The sequence below is a fragment of the Nonomuraea jiangxiensis genome, assembly GCF_900099965.1.
GTDB lineage: Bacteria > Actinomycetota > Actinomycetes > Streptosporangiales > Streptosporangiaceae > Nonomuraea > Nonomuraea jiangxiensis.
On record NZ_FNDJ01000029.1, the window covers coordinates 8885 to 27336 of the forward strand.

Sequence of the window (18452 nt, forward strand, 5' to 3'; positions counted from 1 at the left end):
GGGCGCCCGCTTGGCTGTGGGATGGCCGGGGCGCCCGCTTGGCTGTGGGATGGCCGGGGCGCCCGCTTGGCTGTGGGATGGCCGGGGCGCCCGCTCGGCCGGTGGGTGCCCGTGGCACTCGGCTGCCGGACGTCCGTGGCACTCGCTCGGCCGCCGGATGGCTGTGGTGCCCGCTCGGCCTCCGGATGGCTGTGGTGCCCGCTCGGCCTCCGGATCGCCGGGGCACCCGGCGCGTGCCGGTGAGGGCCGGGTTGGCCCTGGCCGGGTGGTCGTCGGGTGCCTGTATGCCGATTGCCGGTATGCCGGGCTGGCCCGGCTCGCTGCCCAGCTCCCGGCGCCCCGGTCCCGGTGCCCTGCTCCCGGTGCCCTGCTCCCGGCGCCCCCGTCCCGGTGCTCGGGTCTCCGTGCCCGGGTCCCGGCATCCGCCGAGCGCCGGTAGCGATCGCGAGGCCAGCCCTGGCCGGGCGCCCGCCGCGTTCAAGCGGGCGTGGAAGTGGGCTGCGGGCCGGGCCAGGCCCGGTCGGACGCCCGCCGCGTTCCAGCGGGCGTGGAAGTGCCCGGCGGGCCGGGCCAGCCCTGGTCGGGCCAGCCCTGGTCGGGCCAGCCCTGGTCGGGCCAGCCCTGGTTGGGCGGCCGTCGCGTTCCAGCGGGGCGTGGGAGTGGGCGGCGGGTCGGGCTAGTGCTGTTTCGCGAGCCACTCCTCGAACGTGGTCGGGGTGATGCGGGCGCCCTCGTCCGGCAGCAGCACGGGGCCGGCCATCTCCGGGCCGAACAGCCCCGACCACGTCGGCACCAGCTTCACCGACCGCCCGCGTGCCTCGTTGGTGCGCCGGGCCATGTCCACCAGGTCCTGCGGTTCCGGCCCGGCGACGTCGGCGTACCGCCCCTGGGGCTCGCCCGCCGCGAGCTCGGCGAGGACGTCGGCCACATCGGCGGGTGCGATCGGCTGCACGAGCAGGGGCGCGATTGTGGCGACGCCGTCGTGCTCGGTCCAGCCCGCCACCATCGCGGCGAAGTCGTGGAACTGCGTGGCGGGGACGATCGTCCACGGCACCGGCCCGTCCGCCACGAGCCGCTCCTGCTCCCGCTTGCCCGCGTAGTGCGCGTTGCCCTCGACGCGGTGGAGCGCGGCGATCGAGAGCAGCACGTGGTGCCGGACGCCGGCCCGCTCCTCGGCGGCCAGCAGGTTGCGCGTCATGGTGCCCAAGTACGCGACGGTCCCGTCCCGGTCGGCGGCCGGCGCGTTGGTCACGTCCACGACCGCATCCACCCCGGCCAGGGCGTCGTCGAGCCCGGCCCCGGTCGACAGATCTACCCCGAGCGACCGGCTGACGCGCACGACCTCGTGCCCGTCCCGCTCAAGTGCGGCGACGGTGAGTGCCCCGATGTTCCCGCTGGCTCCCGCGACGGCGATCCGCATGATGACCTCCCCTTGTCCTAGTTTGCAAGCGAGGAAGCTATCACGGACTTAACAGGTCCACAATCTCTACGATAGGCTCAGCGTCGTGAAGCTGCCTGGGAGCACCGAATGGGTTCTGCACTGCGCCGCCACGCTGGCCCAGCTCGACGCCGGAGCCACCGCGTCGACGGCCCAGCTCGCGCAGTACTTCGACCTTCCGGCGCCCTACCTCGCCAAGCAACTGAAGGCGCTGGTCAAAGCCGGTCTGCTGGCCGCCACCACGGGCCCCAGGGGCGGGTTCCGGCTCGCACGGCCGGCCGCCGAGATCACGCTCCTGCAGATCGTCGAGGCCGTGGACGGCACGTCATCGCCGTACGAGTGCCGCGAGATCCGGCAGCGGGGACGGGGCGCGTTGCGTCCGGAGGACTGCCGGGAGACCTGCGTGCTCGCGCAGAAGATGTTCGACGCGCACGAGGCGTGGCGCGACAGCCTCGCCGGGGTCACCCTCGCCGGCATCCTCGCCACGCTGCCCCCGACGGCACCGGCCCGCACTCGTCAGCGCCTGTCGAGGATCACCTAGCCCGGGTGCCGGCCCCCCGGAACCCCAGGTGGCGCCGCACCAGAGCTCCCATGCTGCCGTACCTGATGAAATACACGGATGCGAGAGGAAAAGCACGTGCAGGGGGAGGTCCGGGTCGAGCCGCTGCCCCGGGAGACGGCCGCGGACGCAGCGATGATGTCGATGCTCACCGACCTGATCAACGAGGTGTACGCGGCCGCGGAGAAAGGACTGTGGCAGGGGTCCGCCGCCCGGACGGACCCGGCCGAGTTGTCCCGGCTCACCGGTGCCGGGGAGATGTTCGTGGCCAGGCTGGACGGGCGAATCGTCGGGTGCGTCCGGGTCCGGCGGCTGACCGACGAGCTGAGCGAGTTCGGCATGCTCACCGCCGCGCCGGAGACCCGCGGCATCGGCGTGGGACGCGCACTCGTACGTTTCGCCGAGAGTCACAGCCGGGCCCAGGGCCGCCACACGATGCGGCTCGAACTGCTGATGCCCAGAACGTGGGCACACCCCTCGAAAGAGTTCCTGGAGGGCTGGTACGGCCGGATCGGCTACCGGATGGTCGGCATGTCCGAGATCGAGGAGACCTATCCCGACCTGGCCGGATTGCTGGCCACCCCCTGCGACTTCCGCGTCTACCAGAAGGATCTCCGCGACCAGGACGGCTGACCCCGCAACGTGGCCACACCCGCCGGAGCGGGCACCCATACCCTCCTGGCCGACCGGCACCGCCTCAGTTCGGTGATGGACGACCCGCCACGGGCGGAGGCCGGGGGCGAGGGCGGCCAGGCACCCGGTCGCGGGCGCGACGTGGCGCGCCATCGGGCGGACGCGGCGTGGCGCGCCACCGGGGAGTCGGCGCGGTTTCGTGCCGGCGCCACCAGCGCGCCGGCACGGACCTCTCCCGCGAGGTGCGGATCGCGGGAGAGAGCTACTGGGAGTCGGCGTGGCGCGCCACCGGGGGACTCGGCACGGCGGGCCACCGAGGTTCCACCGGGGTCCTGGAGGGACGGGGCGGGTGGCCCGCAGCGCTGCCGGTCAGGTGGTGGCGGACTGGTCCTCGTCCTCGGCCGGGGCGGGCAGGGAGGAGGGGCGGCGGTCGCCGGGGAGGCGGACGTCGTCGACCGTGACGTTGACCTCCTCGACGCGCATGCCCAGCATGTGGCTGACGCTTCTGGCCACGTTCGTCTTGACGGCCGAGGCCACCTCCATCACGACATGTCCGTACTCGACCACAATGGTGAGGCTCACCGACACCTCGCGGTCCTGGATGTGGGCGTTGACCCCCTGGTTGCCCCGGCGGGACCCGATCCCGATGCGGTCGCGTACGGACTCGAACGCCCGCGCCAGGTCGCCACCCATGTCGGCGACCCCCGGGACCTCCAGCGCCGCCAGCGAGGCGATCTTCTCCACCACCTCGTCGGCCACCTTGATACGTCCCTTCACGGCGACACCGGCGGAGGACGTCTCGGTCCCGTCGAGAGCCTCGGTGGCAGGGTCGAGCCCGGGATCGCCGGCGTCGGAATGCTCGGCGGACAAGTCCTCGGCAGCCGGGTCCGGATGGTCGGCGGATGAGGTGGAGTGCTCGGTAAGGGTGTCGGTCATCGCGGCCTCCTTCAGGCAAGTCCCTGGGATTGTGCCGGAAGACCACCCTGTTTGTCCGGGGTCCTATGCTGCTAGTTATGCACGATCAGGCAGGGGCAGGGTCCCCGGACAACTTCCAGCGTCTGTGGACCCCCCATCGCATGGCCTACATCAAGGGCGAGGGCAAGCCGACGGGCACCGGCCCCGACGACGGGTGCCCGTTCGACGAGATCCCCAGGATGAGCGATGAGGACGGCCTGGTCGTGGCCAGGGGCGCGGTGGTCTACGCCGTGCTCAACCTCTACCCGTACAACTCCGGCCACCTGATGGTCGTGCCCTACCGGCACGTGTCCGACTACGACGAGCTGGTGGCCGACGAGCTGATCGAGCTGGGCACGTTCACCCAGAAGGCGCTGCGGGCGCTGCGCAAGGCCAGCGGCGCCCAGGGCTTCAACGTGGGCATGAACCTGGGCCACGTGGCGGGCGCGGGCATCGCCGCCCACCTGCACCAGCACGTCGTGCCCCGGTGGGGCGGCGACACGAACTTCATGCCGGTCGTGGCCGGGACCAAGGTCCTGCCGCAGCTCCTGCGCGACACCCGTCAGCTCCTCGCCGACGCCTGGGACTGATCCCTCGACGCGAGCGGCTATCTCGTCGCCCTGGCCAGGCCGGCCGGGGCCCCGGTGACCTGTTCGCGGGTCGGACGCAGGGCGGTGACGCCGGTCGCCAGCAGCAGCGGCACCGCGAGCGCCAGCGCCATGGCCAGCACGGCCGCCCCCGAGTCGTTGACCAGCATCCCGATCACCCCGCTGACGAGCGTGCCGATCAGCCCGGCCCGCAGCGCGGGGGAGTGCCGGAACGCCGTCGGCACCACCCCGAAGGAGGCCTGGTCCGGTCGCAGGACGGCGTAGACGAGGAAGGCCACGGCGGCGATCACGATCGGCATCAGGTTGGGGCTGAGCAGCGTGCCCAGCATGGCCTGCAGCTTGCGCAGGATGACGTCGAGCGCCTCTCCGCTGAGCAGCTGCCCCACGAACCGGCCCAGGTGCGTCTGCTCGCTCGGCGGCCGCAGGTAGTTGATCCAGGCGAACGTCATCACGATCACCCCGCCCGCCACGCAGAACGCGGCCAGCTTGACCAGTGAGACCCGCCGGCCCGCGAGGATCAGCGCGGTCACCGCGATGCCCGGCACGAACGCGATGACCCCGCCGAAGTCGCTGCCCATGCCGGACCCGCCGAGCACCATCGCGAACGCCCCGAGCCCCACGATCGCGGCCAGCCCCACCTTACCCGGCCAGCGGTGCGCGATGATCGTGGCGGTCAGCAGCGTGCTGGTGGCCAGCAGCGCGAACGGGATGTTGCCCAGGCCGAAGTAGCGGGCCCCCTGCTCGGCGCTGTAGCCGATAAAGCTGTTGAGCTGGAGGTTGGTGCCGGTGAGCAGGTCGCCGACGAGCGTGATCGCGGTGACGGCCGCCACCACGGCCGGGGGCCCGAGCGGGCGGCGCCGCCACGGCCCGGCCAGCGCCAGCGCGGTGATCGCGGCCCACCAGGCCAGCATGCCGCCGAACAGCTGCAGGTGGTCGGCCCAGGGCAGCAGGTTGACCAGCATGGAGGTGACCGGCAGGGCGGCCAGGGCCACGGCGGACATGCGGACCCACGACAGGGCCTTGCGGCGGCGCAGCAGCAGGAAGGCCAGCACGTAGAACACGACCTGGAGGACGGCCAGGGCGGTGAAGTATTGACCCTTGGCCGCGCGCATGGTCTGCGCGGCGGCGTCGGCGCGCTGGAGCCGTTCGAACGTGGCCCCGTGCTCGCCCACCGCCAGCGGCACGCCCACCACCGTGCTCGGCACGGCCACGCCGAGCTCGGTCAGCACGGTGGCGGTCAGGTCGGGCAGGATCGAGATGTCCTCGCGCCGGGTGGAGGCCGAGCCGAGCAGCCGCCCCGCCGCGCCGGGCTCGCGCAGCGCCGCCACCCGCAGGTGCGGGACGGAGCCGTGGTCGGACATGCCCGCGAGCAGCACCGCCGTGCCGGCGGGCAGCGCGGACAGCAGCGCGCCCGCCTGGGCGTCGGCCCGGCGGAGCGCCTCGCGGCGGGCGGCGGGGGAGAGCAGGTCGGGCACGTCGGGCAGCCGGCCGCTGCTCAGGTAGGGGCGGACGAGGTCGTCCACGTCCATGGCGATCATCCGGCACCGTTCGAGGTCGGCGGTGCTGACCTGCTGCGGCGTGGCCCGGTAGTGAGGCACCGCGCCCTGCCGGTCGGCCAGGCCCAGCGCCGCGCCGGGGCCGATGGCGATCGAGCACTGCCCGGCCGACCTGAGCGCCTCGCCCAGGGTGCCCGCGTCACGCTGCCCGGCCACGTCCGGGAGGTAGCGGTAGTCGGGGATGACGGCGCCCTCTCCTTCGGGGCGGGGCGCGGGCGGCGCGCCGCACCGGTAGCCGGCCGCCGACCGGACGCCCGCCGACACGGTCAGCCAGGCGTCGTAGGGGCAGGTCACGTTGCCGACGGTGCGAACCGACAGGGAGCCGATGGCGCTGGCGGAGGCCAGCTCCCACAGGTGGGGGGTGTCGGCCTGGGTGAGGTCGCTCCAGTGCAGGCCGGACACGCCGATGAGGGCCACGCGCTCGGCGCCCTCGTCCGCGTGCGCCGCGCCGGCGACCAGCCCGGGCCCGGCCAGCAGTTGAACGACGAGCAGGGCCAGCACTACCAGTGCGCGCCTCAACGCCGACGACCTCCCCGAAAGATCGAAAAGTGTGGCGCGTCGCAGGGCGCCAGCAGTCCGTCCAGTGGCACGTGGTGAAGGCGCCACACGTCCCGACTACCCTCTCATGGCGCGATGGGAACTTCGGCACGCCGAGTCGTCGCCGGCCGCCCGAGCGAACCGGCGGTGACATGAGAGACGGGGCCGATCAGCGGGGACGGGCCGCCGCGTGCGCGGCGGCCCGTCGAACTCATGTGACCCGGCGGCGGGGACCGCCGGTCAGACGTCCTCGACCTTCACCCTGGCCGGCCTGCTCTCGTTGTGCAGCCGGTCGAGCGAGGTGACCAGGTAGGTCCCCGCCGACCGGGCGGTGAACGACGGGCTGGTGACGACGGCCACCAGGTTGCGGGCGTCGGTGGTGTGGCAGTCCTTGCCCGACTCCGGCACCCGGTAGACCGCGTAGGCGCGTGCCCCCGCCGACGGCTTCCACGTCACGGCGGAGCCCGCCGCCCGTGCCCTGGCCGGAACGTCCGGCGCGGCGCCGCCGCGGTCCTTCATGAGCGGCAGCAGCGCGGGGCGGCTGTAGTGCTCCTTGACGATGCGGTCCATCGCCCCGAGCGGGTTGCTCAGGAGCTGCTTGGCGCTGAAGTAGACGTCGCCCTGCACCTGCCCGCGCTCGCGGTTGAGCGCCACGTGGGAGGCCAGCTCGCCCGCCTTGGTCCAGGCCCGCTCGTCCTTGGACCCGACCCGGTAGAGGGCCTGCCCGATGTAGAGCTGCACGCCGCTGTCCTCGACCACGTCGCCCCACCAGCGCGCGAGCGTGGTGTAGTCGGCCAGCTTGTGCCCGCGCGGCCAGTAGAGCTGGGGCAGCACGTAGTCCACGGTGCCGGACCGGATCCAGGCCCGCGCGTCCGCATAAATCGTGTCGTACGCCGACATGCCCGCCGTGGCCGAGCCGGCCGGGTCGTTCGACTTGTTACGCCAGATGCCGAACGGGCTGATCCCGAACTTGACGTACGGCTTGGCCGCGTGCACCGCCTCGTTCACCTGGGCGACCAGCGTGTTGACGTTGTCGCGCCGCCAGACGGCCAGCTTCTTGCCCTTGCCGTACTTCTCGAACGCGGCCCTGTCGTCGAACTTCGCCCCCGCCACCGGATAGGGGTAGAAGTAGTCGTCGAAGTGCACCGCGTCCACGTCGTAACGGTCCACCACGTCGGTGATGACCTTGGTCACGTGGTCGCGCACGGCGGGCAGGCCGGGGTTGTAGTAGAGGCGGCCACCATAGGTGACCGTCCAGTCCGGGTGGCGCCGCGCGGGATGGTTCGAGGGCAGCCTGGCCGGCTTGTCGTCGTAGGCGGCGCGGTAGGGGTTGAACCAGGCGTGGAACTCCATGCCGCGCTTGTGCGCCTCGTCGATGAGGAACGGCAGCGGGTCCCAGCCGGGGTCCTTGCCCGCCGTGCCCGTCAGATATTGCGACCAGGGCTCCAGCGAGGACTTGTAGAGCGCGTCGGAGGCCGGGCGCACCTGGACGAAGACCGCGTTGAGATTGCGCCGGGCGGCGGCGTCCATGATCTTCACGTATTCGGCCCGCTGCCTGGCGGGGCTGAGCCCGGACTTGGAGGGCCAGTCGATGTTCGTCGTCGTGGCGATCCACACCCCACGCAGCTCCCGTTTGGGATAGCGGGCGTCGGCCTGGCAGGGGGCGGCGGCGGGGGCTGCTGCGGCCTGCTTTTTCCGGCTCTCCGCGGGGCTCTGTCCGGCGCCGGGGCCGAAGACGTAGGCGGCGGCCATGGCGACGACCGCGAAAGAGGTGGCGGCGAGGAGTGGGCGTCCAGTTCGCATAGTGCAATCCAGTGTGGCAGCTCGCTCCAGCCACTCGGCGCGGAAAACCGAAATCGAGTCGTGATACTTGTGTGACTAAAGCGCATGGTTGGGCCGGGAGGGAGCAAAATCCCTCCCGGCTGGGTCGCGCCTCACTCCGTGGCGGTCACTTTGCTCGCGAGGTTCGGTGGCAACGGCTCGTACCGCAGGAATGTGCGCTGGAACGTACCGGTGCCGTGCGACATCGATCGCAGGTCGATGGCGTAGCGCGTGATCTCCAGCTCGGGCACCTCCGCCTTGACCAGCGTGCGCCCGGTGCCGACGGGCTCGGTGCCGAGCACCCGCCCGCGCCGCGACGACAGGTCGGACATCACCGATCCCACGTAGTCGTCGGCCACCAGCACCGCCAGCTCGTCCACCGGCTCCAGCAGCAGTGTCGGCACCTTCGACGCCGCCTCCTTCAGCGCGAGCTGGCCGGCGATCTGGAAGGCCATGTCGGAGGAGTCGACCGAGTGGGCCTTGCCGTCGTACAGGGTGACGCGCACGTCCACCATCGGGTAGCCGGCGACGACGCCCCGCTCCATCTGGGCGCGTACGCCCTTCTCCACCGACGGGATGAACTGGCGGGGCACGACCCCGCCCACGATCTTGTCCACGAACTCGAAGCCTCCCCCGGACGGCAGGGGCTCGACCTCCAGGTGGCAGATCGCGTACTGGCCGTGGCCGCCGGTCTGCTTGACGTTGCGGCCCATCGCCTGGCACCTGCCGCCGAACGTCTCGCGCAGCGGCACCCGCAGCTCGATCCGCTCCACCTCGACACCGTGGCGCTTGGCCAGGCGGTCGAGCAGCACGTCGGTGTGCGCCTCGCCCATGCACCACAGGACGAGCTGGCGGGTCTCGGCGTTGTTCTCCAGCCGCAGGGTCGGGTCCTCGGCCACCAGCCTGCCCAGGGCCTGCGAGAGCTTGTCCTCGTCGGCCTTCGACCTGGCCCTGATCGCCACGGGCAGCAGCGGGTCGGGCATCTCCCAGGAGGTCATCAGCAGCGGGCGCTCGACCTCGGACAGGGTGTCGCCGGTCTCGGCCCGCGAGAGCTTGGCCACCGCGACGATGTCGCCCGCGACACCCTTGGCGCAGGCGCGCTGGTGCTTGCCCAGCGGGCAGGTCAGGGTGCCGATGCGCTCGTCGAGATCGTGGTCCTCGTGCCCGCGGTCGGCCAGGCCGTGCCCGGACACGTGCACGGTCATGTCCGGGCGCAGGGTGCCGGAGAAGACGCGTACGAGGCTGATGCGGCCCACGTACGGGTCGCTGGTGGTCTTGACGACCTCGGCCACGAGCGGCCCTTCCGGGTCGCAGACGATGCCGTTGACCGGCTTGCCGGACAGGTCGGTGATCTCGGGCATGGGATGTTCGAGCGGGGACGGGAAGCCCTGGGTGACGAGTTCGAGCAGCTCGTGGGCGCCGACGCCGATGCCCGTGCACAGCACCGGGTAGAAGCTGCCGCGGGCGACGGCCTTCTCCAGGTCCTCGATGAGGACCTTGGTGTCGATGGGATCGCCTTCGAGGTATCGCTCCATGAGCGATTCGTCCTCGCTCTCCTGGATGATCCCCTCGATCAGGACGCCGCGGTGCTCCTCGATCTGCGTCTCGTATTCCGCGCCCGGCTCCTTCTCGCTGCGGTCGCCGGTGGCGTAGTTGTAGAACTTCTGGGTCAGCAGCCCGATCAGCCCGTTGACGTGACCGTTGGTGATCACCGGGAGATAGAGGGGCGCGACCCCGTCACCGAAGACGTCCTGGCAGGAGGCGAGCGCCTCGTCGAAGTTGGCCCGCTGGTGGTCGATCTTGGTGATGACCACCGCCCGCGGCATGCCGACGCGGGAGCATTCCTCCCAGAGCATCTGGGTGAGACCGTCGATGCCCTCGGCCGCCGAGACCACGAACAGCGCGGCGTCGGCCGCGCGCAGGCCCGCGCGCAGGTCACCGACGAAGTCGGCGTAACCGGGGGTGTCGAGGAGGTTGATCTTGATGCCGTTGTGCACCAAGGGCGCCACGGCGAGGTTGACCGACCGCTGCTGCCGGACCTCGACCTCGTCGAAGTCGCTGACCGTGTTGCCGTCCTCCACCCGGCCCGGCCGCTGGATGGTGCCCGTCGCGGCCAGCAACTGCTCGACGAGGGTGGTTTTACCCGCTCCTGAGTGGCCGACCAGCACGACATTGCGTATAGCATCCGCCCTGTCGGCCGTGGGTGCCCTGCCCGCGGCTCCTACGGCGCCGCCTGTGTTTCGTTCAGCCACATCGGCCTCCCGCGTCGTCGGTTCGTTGTCCAACGCCGCGCCCGCGCGGAGGGCTAATGGAAACCGCATGGACGCGGTGTGTTCACCAAATACCCCTGTGGCGGATATCACAAGGGGGGTGGGGCAAAGAAAGTTGTCAGGCGTTTCATGGCCTACGATCGGACGGCGATGCTCAAACTCCTGCGCCCGGCCATGACCCGGATACTCACCCCGCTGGGCAGGGCACTCGTCGGCCGCGGGATCGGCCCGGACGCCGTCACGGCGATCGGCACCCTCGGCACGGTGATCTCGGCCCTGCTCTTCTTCCCCCTGGGCCAACTGGCCCTGGGGGCTCTGGTGATCACTGTCTTCGTGCTGTTCGACCTGCTCGACGGCGTGGTCGCCAGGCTCGGCGGCAAGGGCGGCAGCACCTGGGGAGCGTTCCTCGACTCGACGCTCGACCGGGTGGCCGACGCCGCCATCTTCGCCGGCCTGATCTTGTATTTCATCTCCGAAGACGACACGCTGATGGCCGCGGTGGCACTCTTCTGCCTGATCGCCGGGGCCGTGGTCTCCTATGCCAAGGCCAGGGCCGAAGGGCTCGGGATGACGGCGGACGTGGGGCTGGCCGAGCGGCCGGAGCGGCTCGTCGTGGCGCTGGTGGCCGCCTTCCTCGCGGGGCTCGGGGTGCCGTACGTCCTGCCCGCGGGGATGTGGCTGCTGGCGGCGGCCAGCCTGGTCACCGTGGTCCAGCGGGTGAGGCACGTTTACTTGCAGACGAGGGAGAGATGAGCGAGAAGGCGTCCGTCAGCGATCGCGTGGTGGCCGCGGGCTTCGCGGCAGGCTGGAAGCTCGTGCCGCTGCTCCCCGAGCGTCCCACGGCCGCGGTCTTCCGTTTCATGGCCGACCGGGTCTGGCGGCGGCGCGGCAAGTCCGTGCGCCGCCTGGAGTCCAACCTGGCCAGGGTGACCGGCATCGACGCGGACGCCCGGGAGATGCGCGCGCTCAGCCGGGCCGGCATGCGGTCCTACTTCCGCTACTTCCACGAGATCTTCCGGCTGCCGTCGATGAAGACCGAGGAGATCGTGCGCCGCACCCACGTCATCGGCGCCGAGCACATCCACGACAACGTCGCGGCGGGCCGGGGCGTGGTGCTGGCGCTGCCGCACATGGGCAACTGGGACCAGGCGGGCGCGTGGCTGGTGGGCGTGGGACACCCGTTCACGACGGTGGCCGAGCGCCTCAGGCCGGAGTCGCTGTTCCGCCGCTACGTGGCCTTCCGCGAGGGGCTGGGCATGGAGGTGCTGCCGCTCACCGGCGGCGACGGGCACAACTTCGGCACGCTGGCCAACCGGGTGCGCAAGGGCGGCGTGGTGTGCCTGCCCGCCGAGCGCGACCTCACCAAGAGCGGGATCGAGGTGCGCTTCTTCGGCGCGGCCACCAAGGTGCCCGCGGGGCCGCCGCTGCTGGCCGTGCAGACCGGGGCCGCGCTGCTGCCCGCCACCGTCTACTTCGTGGGCGACGACTGGGGCATCCACATCCACGAGGAGATCCCCGTCCCGGCGGAGGGCACCAGGCAGGAGAAGGTCGCGGCGCTGGCGCAGGGCCTGGCCGACGTGTTCGAGAAGGGCATCTCCGAACATCCCGAGGACTGGCACATGTTGCAGCGATTGTGGCTGGAAGACCTGACGCGATGAGGATCGGCGTGGTCTGCCCCTATTCGTGGGACATGCCGGGCGGGGTCAAGCAGCACATCGACGATCTGGCCCAGGCGCTGATGGCGCAGGGGCACGAGGTGTCCGTGATCGCGCCGGCGGCCGACGACGAGGATCTGCCGGCCTACGTGACCGGGGCCGGGCGGGCGGTGCCGGTGCCGTACAACGGGTCGGTGGCCAGGATGTCGTTCGGGTTCCTGTCGGCGGCGCGGGTGCGGCGGTGGGTGCGTACGGGCGGGTTCGACGTGCTGCACATCCACGAGCCGCTGATCCCGAGCCTGGGCGTGCTGGCCTGCTGGGCGGCCAAGGGGCCGATCGTGGCGACCTTCCACGCCTCCTTCACCCGCTCGCGCGCCATCGCGGTGGCCGAGCCGCTGCTGCGCAGCGCGCTGGAGAAGCTGTCGGGCCGCATCGCGGTCTCCGACGCCGCCCGCAAGAGCCTGGTGGAGCAGTTCGGCGGGGACGCGGTGCTGATCCCCAACGGCGTCACCGTCTCCCGTTACACCGAGGCCGAGCCGCTCGACGGGTGGGGGCCCGACGGGGCCACGATCGGCTTCCTGGGCCGGATGGACGAGGAGCGCAAGGGCCTGCCGATCCTGCTCGACGCGTTCGGGACGCTGGCCGCCGAGCGGCCCGGCCTGCGGCTGCTCATCGCCGGGCCGGGCGACGAGAAGGACGTCTACGAGCGGGTGCCGAAAGAGTTCCACGACCGGGTGACGGTGCTCGGCATGGTCAGCGAGGCCGACAAGATCCGCGCCTACCACTCGGTGGACGTGTTCTGCGCGCCCAACACCCGGGGGGAGAGCTTCGGCATCGTGCTGGCCGAGGCCATGGCGTCCGGGGCGACGGTGCTGGCCAGCGACATCCCGGCCTTCCGCAGGGTGCTTGGGGAGGGCCAGGCGGGCGCGCTGTTCGACAACGGCGACCCCGGCTCGCTGGCGCGCGAGGCCGCCGCGCTGCTCGACGACCCCGAGCGCCGGGCCAAGCTGGCCGCCGAGGCGCTGGTCGCGGTCAGGAAGTACGACTGGTCCACGGTCGCCCGGGACGTCGTACGCGTCTACGAGACGGTCACCACGAGCGGTGCGGGACGGGTGGAGGAAGATCTGTGACCCCGACCATGACGGCGCTGGTCGTGGGCATCGTCGTGGTGCTCACGGCCGTCTACATCTCCTGGCGCGCGGGCCGGCTGGACCGCCTGCACATCCGGCTTGAGCTGGCCAGCGAGTCGCTCGACGCCGCGCTGATGCGGCGCAGGGCGGTGGTGCTGGAGCTGGCCGGCTCGCGCCTGCTCGACCCCGCCACCTCCCTGGTGCTGGCCGCCGCCGCGCACGAGGCCAGGACGGCCGGCCCCGACGAGCGCGAGCACGCCGAGAGCGACCTGTCGCGGGCGCTGCGGGCGGCCGTGGACCAGGAGCGGTTCAGGGAGAAGCTGTCGGAGGCGCCGGGCGGCCGCGACCTGCTGGACGAGCTGGACACGGCCGTGGCCAAGGTCGTCTACTCGCGGCGCTTCTACAACAACGCCGTGGGGGTCACGCGTACGGCTCAGCGCCGCTGGCTCGCCAGGACACTCCGCCTGGCCGGGCATACCGAATACCCCCGATTCTTCGAAATAGATGACAATCCGCCAGCGACTATGGCAACTGAATGACCTAATTTGTGGAAGCCAGTAAGCTTCATCCGGTTTTCAGGCTGAAGCGAGGAGTACTCAGGTGCGGCTACCCCGGATGATCACGATCTGGCTGGCTGGAGCGGCCGTGTTGCTCCCGGTCACGGCCTGCTCCGCCGATGAGCCCGCGCCCGGCAAGGCCCCGCAGGCCGCCGCCCCGGCCGCTCCGACGGAGGAGCCCGTCGAGGTCAAGACGCATCCCTTCACCGGCGAGCCGTACGAGCGGCTCAAGCCGGTGCTGGCGGTGAAGATCGAGAACACCGCGGCGGGGAAGCCGCAGCTGGGCCTGAAAAGTGCGGACATCGTCTACGTCGAGCAGGTCGAGGCGGGTCTGACCAGGCTCATGGCCATCTTCTCCTCGAAGCTGCCGCCCAAGGTGGGGCCCGTGCGCAGCGCCCGCATCTCCGACCTGCACATCGCGCCCCAGTTCGGCAAGCCGGCCTTCGCCTACTCGGGCGTGCAGACCAAGATGCTGCCGTTCGTCGCCGAGGCGTCGCTGTTCGACGTGGGCGACACCCGCAACCCCGGCGCGTACTTCCGCCAGCCCGGCCGCTTCGCCCCGTACAACCTGTTCGCCACCACCAAGAAGCTGATCGCCGAGGCGCCCAAGGCGAGCAAGGCCAAGGACATCGGCCTCACCTTCGGGGACGCGCCGGAGGGCGGCACGCCGCGCAAGTCGTACACCGTCAAGTGGCCCGCCGCCCGCTTCACCTTCGCCTGGTCGGAGGCGAAGAAGCAGTGGCTGATCTGGCAGGACGGCAAGAAGGACATGGCCGCCGAGGGCGGACAGCTCGGCGCTTCCACGGTCGTCATCCAGTACACGAAGACCGAGCGCTCGGAGTTCCACGACCTGAACGACAGCTACACGCCGCTCGTGCACACCACGGGCAAGGGCAAGGCGGTCGTGCTGCGCGACGGCCAGGCCTTCAACGCGAACTGGGAGCGTGGCTCGGAGAAGGACGGCACGACGTTCACCACGGAGAGCGGCGAGCCGATGAACTTCGCGCCCGGCCAGGTGTGGATCGCCCTGGCCAGCCGCAAGCCGGTCATCCCGTAGGCACGCGCGGATCGTCTCTCTGTACAAGCTGGGCGACAAATGTTGACATTTTGGAATGTCGGGGGAGTGGTCCCACAGGACCTACCATGGGCTTGATAACTTACCGAGAGCCCGTGAGGATGACCGTGTCCAGCAGCACGTCCCAGAACACTCCCGTCACCGGAACCGCGCGCGTCAAGCGCGGCATGGCCGAGATGCTCAAGGGCGGCGTCATCATGGACGTCGTCACCCCCGAGCAGGCCAAGATCGCTGAGGACGCCGGTGCGGTGGCCGTGATGGCCCTTGAGCGCGTGCCCGCCGACATCCGCGCCCAGGGCGGCGTGTCCAGGATGAGCGACCCCGACATGATCGACGGCATCATCGCCGTCGTGTCGATCCCCGTCATGGCCAAGGCCCGCATCGGCCACTTCGTCGAGGCCAGGGTGCTGCAGTCGCTTGGCGTGGACTATGTGGACGAGTCGGAGGTGCTCACCCCGGCCGACTACGCCAACCACATCGACAAGTGGCAGTTCACGGTGCCGTTCGTGTGCGGCGCCACCAACCTCGGCGAGGCCCTGCGCCGCATCACCGAGGGCGCGGCGATGATCCGCTCCAAGGGCGAGGCGGGCACCGGCGACGTCTCCAACGCCGTCACCCACATGCGCACGATCCGCGCCGAGATCAAGCGGCTCACCTCCCTGCCCGAGGACGAGCTGTACGTCGCCGCCAAGGAGCTGCAGGCCCCCTACGAGCTGGTCGCCGAGGTGGCCAAGGCCGGCAAGCTGCCGGTCGTGCTGTTCACCGCGGGCGGCATCGCCACCCCCGCCGACGCCGCGATGATGATGCAGCTCGGCGCCGAGGGCGTGTTCGTGGGCTCGGGCATCTTCAAGTCCGGCGACCCGGCCAAGCGCGCCGCGGCCATTGTCAAGGCCACCACCTTCCACGACGACCCCGACGTGGTCGCCAAGGTCTCGCGCGGACTGGGCGAGGCCATGGTCGGCATCAACGTCGACGAGATCCCGCAGCCGCACCGCCTGGCCGAGCGCGGCTGGTAGAGCGGCGCGTCGTCGCAGGTCAGAGGCCCCACATGTGACATGATCCCCTACGGCGGGCGCGGGGTACGTCCCCCGCCCGGCCGGGGGCGCCATTCCGTGATGGGGGAAATCATCGGAAGAGGCGGCATCCGCGAAGGATGTCGTCTTTTTCGTGTTGTGTGGCGTTCACTGCGTAGTCATGATTCTCGGTCAAGCTACGGAGCAACCCTTGATCATCAGGAGCCACACATGTCCCAGCTCAACCGCAGGCACTTCCTCGTCACAGGGTTAGCCGCGGGGGCCGCGGCGGCCATCCCCGCCGGTGCCGCGTACGCCGATCCCACTCCTGATCCGGCCGCGGAGACGGCCCAGACCCTGGCCTCGCGCGGGCTGCGCGGCGACCCGTTCACGCTGGGCGTCGCCTCCGGCGACCCCGACCACGAGGGCTTCGTGCTCTGGACCAGGCTGGCCCAGCAGCCCCTCGCCGAGGACGGGCTGGGCGGCATGCCGCAGCGGCCGTTCCCGGTGCTGTGGCAGATCTACTCCGACGAGCGCGCCCGCCGCGTCGTGCGGTCCGGCGTGACCGTGGCCGCGCCCGAGTGGGGCCACAGCGTGCACGTCGAGGTCGACAACCTCAGTTCCGACCGCGAGTACTGGTACCGCTTCCGCGTGGGCCCGTACGTCTCGCCGATCGGCCGCGCCCGCACGGCCCCGCACCCGCTCTCGTACGGCGGCGCCCTGTCGATGGCCTTCGTCTCGTGCGCCCAGTACGAGCACGGCTACTTCACCTCCTACCGCAGGCTGGCCGAGGACCGCCCCGACCTCGTCCTGCACCTGGGCGACTACCAGTACGAGTACACCAAGGACACCTACACCATCCCCGGCGGGAACATCCGCGACCACGAGGGCCCCGAGACCGAGACCCTGGCCAACTACCGCCAGCGCCACGCCCAGTACAAGGCCGACCCCGACCTCCAGGCCGCGCACGCCGCCGCGTCCTGGCTGGTGGTGTGGGACGACCACGAGCTGGACAACAACTGGGCCGACGAGGTGCCCGAGCGGCCCGAGGTCCCCCAGCCGAACTTCCTGGCCAGGCGCACGGCCGCCTTCCGCGCCTACTACGAGAACATGCCGCTGCGCCGCACCTCGATCCCGCGCGGCATCGACATGCAGCTCTACCGGCGCATCCGGTGGGGCCGGCTGGCCACCTTCCACATGATGGACACCCGCCAGTACCGCGACGACCAGGGCTGCGGCGACGGCTACCGCGACTGCCCGGCCGCCGTCGATCCGGCGCGCTCGATCACCGGCACGCAGCAGGAGAAGTGGCTGCTGGACGGGTTCCACCACTCGCGGGCGCAGTGGGACATCCTGGGCCAGCAGGTCTTCTTCGCCCAGCGTGACAACAACGCCGGACCCGCCAAGATCACCAGCATGGACGCCTGGGACGGCTACGTCGCCTCCCGCCAGCGGATCACGCAGGGCTGGGTGGACGCCAGGGTCCGCAACGCCGTGGTCCTCACCGGTGACGTGCACGCCCACTGGGCCAGCGACCTCAAGCTGGACTACGACGACCCGACCGGGCCCAGCGTCGGGTCGGAGCTGGTGGCCACCTCGATCTCGACCGGCGGCGACGGCGCCGACTCGGACCCGGCCACGCATCCGTTCCTCGCGATCAACCCGCACCTGAAGTTCTACAACAACCAGCGCGGCTACGTCCTGACCAAGATCGAGCGGGACCTGATGACCGCCGACTTCAAGGTGGTGCCGCGCGTGCAGACGCCCGGGGCGGAGGTCTACACCAAGGCCACGTTCGTGATCGAGGACCGGGTGCCGGGGGTGCAGCAGACCTACCTGCGGCCGCTCGACCCGGCGCTGCGCATGCAGCCGATCACGGCGGAGGACACGGTCCGCCTGGAGACGGAACGCCCGTAATCTCTACGGAACCGGGTCAGGCCGCCGGCCTGGCCCGGTTTTCCCGTCCGGTCACAAGTCCGCCCGCCTCGGGGCCACCGGTTAGGAAGATCCCAGGCGATCCTGGTGTTGAATGGTCTGAACCCGCACCCGGACGGAAGGATCGGCTGTGCCCACGATCGGTGTACTCGCTCTCCAAGGGGACGTGCGTGAGCATGTGCGCATGCTCCAGGAGGCCGGCGCGTCGGCGATCGCCGTACGCCGGCCCGCCGAGCTGGACGCGGTCGACGGCCTGATCATCCCCGGCGGGGAGTCCACCACCATGTGGAAGCTCGCCGAGACCTTCGACATGCTGCAGCCGCTGCGGCTGCGGATCAAGGAAGGCATGCCCGCCTACGGGTCCTGCGCGGGCATGATCATGCTGGCCGACCGGATCGAGGACGGCATCGCGGGACAGCAGACGATCGGCGGCATCGACATGGTCGTCAGGCGCAACGCGTTCGGCCGCCAGGTCGACTCCTTCGAGGCCGATCTGGACTTCGCCGGGGAGCCGGTGCACGCCGTGTTCATCCGCGCGCCCTGGGTCGAATCGGTCGGCGCGGACGTGGAAGTGCTGGGCAGGTGCGAGCCGGGGGATAGGATCGTCGCGGTCCGACAAGGGCCGTTGCTCGCGACGTCGTTCCACCCCGAGCTGACCGGGGACGCGCGCGTGCACCGTTACTTCGTAGACATGCTGAGGGAGTTCTAGGT

General features: G+C 71.1%; 16 protein-coding genes. 11 read left to right on the plus strand and 5 right to left on the minus strand.

Annotated elements, in window-relative coordinates:
* Positions 1-676 precede the first annotated feature (676 nt).
* Positions 677-1420: an SDR family oxidoreductase gene (locus BLS95_RS42930; RefSeq protein WP_090945360.1), complete on the minus strand. Its 744-nt coding sequence runs from the start codon at positions 1418-1420 to the stop codon at positions 677-679.
* 85 nt (positions 1421-1505) lie between these two features.
* Between BLS95_RS42930 and BLS95_RS42935 the strand changes: the two genes are divergently transcribed.
* Both BLS95_RS42935 and BLS95_RS42940 read left to right on the plus strand, forming a co-directional pair.
* Entirely contained in the window at positions 1506-1979 is a 474-nt protein-coding gene (locus tag BLS95_RS42935; protein WP_090945361.1) for an RrF2 family transcriptional regulator, read from the plus strand.
* 78 nt (positions 1980-2057) lie between these two features.
* Positions 2058-2630: a GNAT family N-acetyltransferase gene (locus tag BLS95_RS42940; protein ID WP_176993681.1), complete on the plus strand. Its 573-nt coding sequence runs from the start codon at positions 2058-2060 to the stop codon at positions 2628-2630.
* Positions 2631-2999: 369 nt separating this feature from the next.
* On the opposite strand, the gene BLS95_RS42945 is transcribed toward BLS95_RS42940, so the two are convergent.
* A complete protein-coding gene (locus BLS95_RS42945) occupies positions 3000-3566 on the minus strand; it encodes an Asp23/Gls24 family envelope stress response protein (protein WP_090945362.1) in 567 nt (188 codons plus the stop codon).
* Positions 3567-3643: 77 nt separating this feature from the next.
* On the opposite strand from BLS95_RS42945, the gene BLS95_RS42950 reads away from it, so the two are divergent.
* Positions 3644-4174, plus strand: a complete 531-nt coding sequence (locus tag BLS95_RS42950) for an HIT family protein (RefSeq protein WP_245765639.1) — start codon at positions 3644-3646, stop codon at positions 4172-4174.
* A gap of 17 nt (positions 4175-4191) precedes the next feature.
* On the opposite strand, the gene BLS95_RS42955 is transcribed toward BLS95_RS42950, so the two are convergent.
* The 3 genes from BLS95_RS42955 to BLS95_RS42965 form a co-directional block, all read right to left on the minus strand.
* Complete coding sequence (locus BLS95_RS42955) at positions 4192-6267, minus strand: hypothetical protein (protein ID WP_143044120.1); 2076 nt, start codon at positions 6265-6267, stop codon at positions 4192-4194.
* A 258-nt stretch (positions 6268-6525) separates the two neighbouring features.
* A complete protein-coding gene (locus tag BLS95_RS42960) occupies positions 6526-8088 on the minus strand; it encodes a glycoside hydrolase family 10-like protein (RefSeq protein WP_090945365.1) in 1563 nt (520 codons plus the stop codon).
* A 131-nt stretch (positions 8089-8219) separates the two neighbouring features.
* Positions 8220-10358 (minus strand): elongation factor G-like protein EF-G2, encoded by a 2139-nt coding sequence (locus BLS95_RS42965; protein ID WP_176993682.1) that lies wholly within the window; start codon positions 10356-10358, stop codon positions 8220-8222.
* A gap of 147 nt (positions 10359-10505) precedes the next feature.
* Here BLS95_RS42965 and pgsA point away from each other — a divergent pair, with 147 nt between their 5' ends.
* From pgsA to pdxT, 8 genes are all read left to right on the plus strand, one after another.
* Complete coding sequence (gene pgsA / locus BLS95_RS42970) at positions 10506-11129, plus strand: phosphatidylinositol phosphate synthase (protein WP_090945367.1); 624 nt, start codon at positions 10506-10508, stop codon at positions 11127-11129.
* A complete protein-coding gene (locus tag BLS95_RS42975) occupies positions 11126-12034 on the plus strand; it encodes a phosphatidylinositol mannoside acyltransferase (protein WP_090945368.1) in 909 nt (302 codons plus the stop codon). The genes pgsA and BLS95_RS42975 overlap by 4 nt, the downstream gene beginning before the upstream one ends.
* Positions 12031-13161 (plus strand): glycosyltransferase family 4 protein, encoded by a 1131-nt coding sequence (locus tag BLS95_RS42980; RefSeq protein ID WP_090945369.1) that lies wholly within the window; start codon positions 12031-12033, stop codon positions 13159-13161. The genes BLS95_RS42975 and BLS95_RS42980 overlap by 4 nt, the downstream gene beginning before the upstream one ends.
* An 8-nt stretch (positions 13162-13169) precedes the next feature.
* Positions 13170-13700, plus strand: a complete 531-nt coding sequence (locus BLS95_RS42985) for a hypothetical protein (protein ID WP_176993691.1) — start codon at positions 13170-13172, stop codon at positions 13698-13700.
* Between the two features lie 61 nt (positions 13701-13761).
* A complete protein-coding gene (locus BLS95_RS42990; RefSeq protein WP_245765640.1) occupies positions 13762-14775 on the plus strand; it encodes a DUF3048 domain-containing protein in 1014 nt (337 codons plus the stop codon).
* A 119-nt stretch (positions 14776-14894) separates the two neighbouring features.
* Positions 14895-15809, plus strand: a complete 915-nt coding sequence (gene pdxS / locus BLS95_RS42995) for a pyridoxal 5'-phosphate synthase lyase subunit PdxS (RefSeq protein WP_090945372.1) — start codon at positions 14895-14897, stop codon at positions 15807-15809.
* A gap of 228 nt (positions 15810-16037) precedes the next feature.
* Entirely contained in the window at positions 16038-17723 is a 1686-nt protein-coding gene (locus tag BLS95_RS43000; protein WP_090945373.1) for an alkaline phosphatase D family protein, read from the plus strand.
* Between the two features lie 148 nt (positions 17724-17871).
* On the plus strand, positions 17872-18450 hold the full coding sequence (pdxT, locus tag BLS95_RS43005; protein WP_090945374.1) for a pyridoxal 5'-phosphate synthase glutaminase subunit PdxT: 579 nt from the start codon (positions 17872-17874) through the stop codon (positions 18448-18450).
* The last annotated feature ends 2 nt before the right edge of the window (positions 18451-18452 follow it).

What these genes read in the sequence shown, in the direction of transcription:
- BLS95_RS42930 (WP_090945360.1), bottom strand. Translation starts at nt 1,420, where the DNA reads ATGCGGATCGCCGTCGCGGGAGCCAGCGGGAACATCGGGGCACTCACC.
- BLS95_RS42940 (WP_176993681.1), top strand. Translation starts at nt 2,058, where the DNA reads ATGCGAGAGGAAAAGCACGTGCAGGGGGAGGTCCGGGTCGAGCCGCTG.
- BLS95_RS42945 (WP_090945362.1), bottom strand. Translation starts at nt 3,566, where the DNA reads ATGACCGACACCCTTACCGAGCACTCCACCTCATCCGCCGACCATCCG.
- BLS95_RS42950 (WP_245765639.1), top strand. Translation starts at nt 3,644, where the DNA reads ATGCACGATCAGGCAGGGGCAGGGTCCCCGGACAACTTCCAGCGTCTG.
- BLS95_RS42960 (WP_090945365.1), bottom strand. Translation starts at nt 8,088, where the DNA reads ATGCGAACTGGACGCCCACTCCTCGCCGCCACCTCTTTCGCGGTCGTC.
- pgsA (WP_090945367.1), top strand. Translation starts at nt 10,506, where the DNA reads ATGGCCTACGATCGGACGGCGATGCTCAAACTCCTGCGCCCGGCCATG.
- BLS95_RS42975 (WP_090945368.1), top strand. Translation starts at nt 11,126, where the DNA reads ATGAGCGAGAAGGCGTCCGTCAGCGATCGCGTGGTGGCCGCGGGCTTC.
- BLS95_RS42980 (WP_090945369.1), top strand. Translation starts at nt 12,031, where the DNA reads ATGAGGATCGGCGTGGTCTGCCCCTATTCGTGGGACATGCCGGGCGGG.
- BLS95_RS42985 (WP_176993691.1), top strand. Translation starts at nt 13,170, where the DNA reads ATGACGGCGCTGGTCGTGGGCATCGTCGTGGTGCTCACGGCCGTCTAC.
- pdxS (WP_090945372.1), top strand. Translation starts at nt 14,895, where the DNA reads ATGACCGTGTCCAGCAGCACGTCCCAGAACACTCCCGTCACCGGAACC.
- BLS95_RS43000 (WP_090945373.1), top strand. Translation starts at nt 16,038, where the DNA reads ATGTCCCAGCTCAACCGCAGGCACTTCCTCGTCACAGGGTTAGCCGCG.